Source organism: Mesorhizobium sp. M7A.F.Ca.AU.002.02.1.1 (assembly GCF_003998535.1).
GTDB lineage: Bacteria > Pseudomonadota > Alphaproteobacteria > Rhizobiales > Rhizobiaceae > Mesorhizobium > Mesorhizobium ciceri.
On the sequence record NZ_RZPB01000492.1, the window covers coordinates 1 to 4,648 of the forward strand.

4 protein-coding genes and 1 riboswitch are annotated in these 4,648 nt (G+C 64.4%); of the genes, 3 read left to right on the plus strand and 1 reads right to left on the minus strand.

All coding sequences use genetic code 11. The features are described from left to right. Nucleotides 1-200: 200 nt before the first annotated feature. Nucleotides 201-1,202, minus strand: coding sequence for a hypothetical protein (locus EN879_RS24915; RefSeq protein ID WP_063167889.1), 1,002 nt, complete (start codon nt 1,200-1,202; stop codon nt 201-203). A 244-nt stretch (nt 1,203-1,446) separates the two neighbouring features. Next, a riboswitch (glycine riboswitch) is annotated at nt 1,447-1,533 on the plus strand. A gap of 149 nt (nt 1,534-1,682) precedes the next feature. Between EN879_RS24915 and gcvT the strand changes: the two genes are divergently transcribed. From gcvT to gcvPA, 3 genes are all read left to right on the plus strand, one after another. Next, nucleotides 1,683-2,783, plus strand: coding sequence for a glycine cleavage system aminomethyltransferase GcvT (gcvT, locus tag EN879_RS24920; protein WP_127274310.1), 1,101 nt, complete (start codon nt 1,683-1,685; stop codon nt 2,781-2,783). A gap of 5 nt (nt 2,784-2,788) precedes the next feature. Further along, on the plus strand, nt 2,789-3,157 hold the full coding sequence (gcvH, locus tag EN879_RS24925) for a glycine cleavage system protein GcvH (RefSeq protein ID WP_013531953.1): 369 nt from the start codon (nt 2,789-2,791) through the stop codon (nt 3,155-3,157). A gap of 17 nt (nt 3,158-3,174) precedes the next feature. Beyond that, the coding region (gcvPA, locus tag EN879_RS24930) for an aminomethyl-transferring glycine dehydrogenase subunit GcvPA (protein ID WP_127274311.1) at nt 3,175-4,648 on the plus strand (1,474 nt) is incomplete at its 3' end.

Here is a 4,648-nt window from a genome sequence, read left to right on the forward strand (position 1 = left end):
AACCTACACCGAACACAGCGAAATCGCCCGAGCCATGGTAACCCGCGATGCCGACACGGCCGCAAGGCTCATGCATGACCACATCGACATCAGTGTCGCCGATGCCATGTCGACCGTCCGGGAAGGCCTGGCCCGGATATACGTCGACGTCGATCAGATCTGACCAGCATCCCGGATCCGATTAAGCAATCCCTGGCCGGTCAGGCAACCTTGTCGAGCAGCGGCCTGAGCGCCGGGTGAATTTCCGGCGAGGCGTGCTTGATCAGGGTCAGCAGCGCGCGTTCGTTCTCGTAAAGTGGCCTGTCGACGCCGATATGTTCGATCAGCCAGCCGGCTTCGCCGGCATCGATCGTCTCGGCACGGCGGGCCAGGGCCTCGGCCGCCCTGTTCTTGGCTTCCCATTCGGCTTCGATGTCGCCAGGAGATCGGTAGGCCTCCATGATGCCGGCAAGCCCGCCGGAGATCATGCGGCTGAAGAAGCCGCCGATTTCCGGATCGGCATGTTCGAGGAAGGCGTCATGGCGCAGCGCCACGTCGCGCGTCGGTGCTTCGTAGCCGGCCGAGCACATGACGAAATTGGCGATCGCCTTGACGAACAGCTCGTTCCAGGACGGATCGTTTTGTCCTTGAGCAGTCCGCTCGTTGATCTTGAGCAGCACCTCGGCCTCGGCGCGCGTGATGGCGATGTTGCCGTCGCCGCCATGGGCATGGAGTATCCGGCGCAAAAGCTCGACCTCCGCCTGCGCGACGAGGCCCGGAGCCAGCGCGCCGCCGAGCATCAGCGGCCCCTTGCCGTCAATGACGGCATGCGCCACCTGCTCCAGCGCATACACACAAAGCTGGGCCGGCGACGATTTCGCCTGTTCCAGCACATGCACCAGCAATTCGAGTTCGGTCCGGCTGTCGACCATGCCGTCGCGCGAGATCGTGCGGATCAGCCAGTCGGCATTGTCCTGCGAGATATAGCCCGATGGCTTTTCCTGGTGGACGATATAGTCGGTGACCGCCTCAATGAAGAAGGGCGGCCATTCCTGGCATTTGTCCTTCGCCGTGGCATCGAGCGCGAACAGCGCCTCGGCCTCGCCACGCGTCACGACGCCGTCGCCGAACACTTCATGGCGCAACATCGCCACGTCCTCCGCGGCGATGCGGCTTTTCGAGGTCAGCCCGGCCACCGGCGCGCTCATGATCAATTCGCCCATTTGTCGTCCCCGTCCGCCGTCGCCAAGCGCCGGCCCCATAGCGTCACACAAGCCAACATATCAGCAGTGTCTTGAAAAACCGGCAAACGGCGTGGTTAGTGAAGACTTGTCGCCAACGCATGTCGCCTGACAGCGTGCCGCGGTTTGAAGAACGACATGCACGCGCTTTAGATGTTGCTGACAGGTGACAAGCCGTCGCGCGCAAGCTATGGATGGCGCGTCGAGGACTCAGGGTCTTGAGTCCTACCTGTTTGCGGGAGAGAACAGCGAGAGCTGTCGCCGAAGGGGAAATCGCCCGAAATCTCTCAGGCAAAAGAACCGTAGACGGGAAAGACACTCTGGAAAGTCGGGGCTTGCCCCCGCGCCGAAGGTGTAAGCGCCGCTGACAGAGTTCCGGCTGCGCGAGTCTCTCAGGCTTCAGACAGAGGGGCACGGACTGGTCGCCATTCGCGACCGATTGCGTGCGACTCTGGAGACGACATGGCGGGCGACGACACAAAACACCTTCCCCTTGAAGATATCCATATGGCCGCCGGTGCGCGCTTCGGCGCCTTTGCCGGCTGGTCGATGCCGCTGACCTATCCGGCCGGCGTCATGAAGGAACACCTTCACACCCGCGAGCAGGCCGGCCTGTTCGACATCTCGCACATGAAGCTGTTCGAGGTCAGCGGACCGGAAGCGGCGGCACTGCTCAACCGTGCTTGCCCACTGGATGCCGGCGCGCTCGAAATCTCGCAATCCAAACTGTCCTTTTTCCTCAACGAAGCAGGCGGCATCCTCGACGACCTGATCGTCACCAGGCTTAGCGATGCCAGGTTCATGGTGGTCGCCAATGCCGGCAACGCCGTAGCCGACGAAAAGCATTTGCGTGCACTTGCCGCGGATTTCGACGCCAGGATCGAGCCGCTCGACCGCGTCTTCCTGGCCATCCAGGGTCCTGAAGCCTGGGCCGCCCTTTCCCGCGCCGGCATCGAGACCGGCTCGCTGCTGTTCATGCATGGGGTCGAACCGCGCAAGAACTGGTTCATGAGCCGGTCGGGCTATACCGGCGAGGACGGGTTCGAGATCGGCTTGCCGGAGGCCGATGCACGCGACCTCGTCGCGAAGCTGCTCGGAGACGAGCGCGTGCTGTGGATCGGCCTGGCTGCGCGCGACAGCCTGCGCCTGGAGGCCGGTCTCTGCCTGCATGGCCAGGACATCACACCGGAAACCGACCCGGCCAGCGCCGCCTTGATGTGGGCAATTCCAAAGGACATCCGCGCTTCCGGCACTTTCATCGGCGCCGATGCGCTCCGCGCCGCGGTGGAACGAGGACCCGCGCGAAAGCGCGTCGGTTTGAAGCCGGAAGGCCGCCAGCCGGTGCGTGGCGGTGCCGCGCTCTTCGACGCCGACGGCAACCCGGCCGGCCATGTCACGTCGGGCGGCTTCGGCCCCTCGGCCGGCCATCCGGTCGCCATGGGCTATGTCTCGACACCTCTGGCAAAGCCCGGAATTCGGGTTTTCGCCGATGTGCGCGGCACGAAAATCCCAGTCGATATCAGCTCCCTGCCCTTCACACCGCATCGCTACCGAAAAGGATGATCTCAATGGCAACGACCTATTTCACATCAGATCACGAGTGGCTCCGCGTCGAGGGCGGCATCGCCACGGTCGGCATCACTGATTACGCGCAGGAGCAGCTCGGCGACCTCGTCTTCGTCGAACTGCCGGAGACGGGAAAGAAATTGACCAAGGGCGACACCGCCGTCGTGGTCGAATCCGTCAAGGCGGCGTCCGATGTCTATGCACCAGTCGACGGCGAGATCACCGAGGCCAACGGCACGCTGTCGTCGGATCCGTCACTGGTCAATTCGGCCGCAACAGGGGCCGGCTGGCTGTGGAAGATGAAGCTTGCCGACGAAAGCCAGCTCGCCGGTCTCATGGATGAGGCCGCCTACAAAGCCCATATCGGTTGATATCAGGACTTATTGAGATGACCGCAGCACCCTACCCCTTCTCGGCCCGCCATATCGGTCCCGGCCTCAACGATACCAGAGCCATGCTGGCCGCCATCGGCGTGCCCTCGATCGAGACGCTGATCAGCCAGTCCGTCCCGAAGTCGATCCGGCTCGATCGGCCGCTTGCCCTGCCGGCACCAGCGAGCGAGGCGGAAGCGCTGGCTGAGCTTTCGGCTGTCATGGCCGGGAATACGGTGCTGAAGAGCTTCATCGGCGCCGGTTATCACGGCGTCCATGTGCCGCCGGTTATCCAGCGCAATCTGTTCGAGAACCCGGCCTGGTATACGGCCTACACGCCCTATCAGGCCGAGATCAGCCAGGGCCGGCTGGAAATGCTGTTCAACTTCCAGACCCTGGTCACCGAACTGACCGGCCTGCCGGTGGCATCGGCGTCGCTGCTGGATGAAGCAACCGCCGTGGCCGAGGCGGTCGGCATTGCACTGCGCCATCACCGCGACAAGCGCACCAAGGTAGCACTTGCCGGCACGCCGCACCCGCAGACGCTGGACGTGGTGCGCACCCGCGCCGAGCCGCTCGGCATCGAGATCGATGGCGAGACGATCGACGACAACACCGCCGCCCTGCTTGTCTCCTGGCCGGATACATTTGGCGTCTATGGCGACCACAAGGCAGCGATCGACAAGGCACACGCGACCGGCGCTCTCGTCGTCTTCATCGCCGACCCGCTCGGCCTGACGCTGACCGACGCGCCGGCCAAGCTTGGCGCCGACATCGCAGTCGGCCCGATGCAGCGCTTTGGCGTGCCGATGGGCTTTGGCGGCCCGCACGCGGCCTATTGCGCCGTCTCCGACAGGCTGACGCGGCTGATGCCTGGCCGCCTGGTCGGCCAGTCCACCGACAGCAAGGGCCGGCCCGGATACCGGCTTGCCTTGCAGACGCGTGAGCAGCATATCCGCCGCGACAAGGCGACCTCCAACATCTGCACCGCGCAGGCGCTGCTCGCCAATATGGCGACCGCCTATGCCATCTGGCACGGCCCCGCCGGGCTGCAGGCGATTGCCGGGCGCATCCACACGCTGGCCAATCGTCTTGCCGCCGGGCTCAAAGCAGCAAACATCTCCGTGCTCGGTTCAAGCCGCTTCGACACGGTGACGGCCGAGGTGAAGGGCAAGGCAGCTTCGATCGCCGCCGCCGCTGAAAAGGGCGGCAGATTGCTGCGTGCCGTCGATGCCGACCACATCGGCATCGCCTTCGACGAAACCTCCACCGAGGCCGATCTCGACGCAATCGCGGCCCTGTTCGGCGCCAAGGCTGGCGCCTCCGCCGACAGCACGGTGCCCGGCAAGCCGCGCGGCAAGGAGTTCCTGACCCAGCCTGTTTTCCACGAAAACAAGTCGGAAACCGAGATGATGCGCTTCCTGCGCCGGCTGGCCGACAAGGACCTGGCGCTCGACCGCGCCATGATCCCGCTGGGATCCTGCACCATGA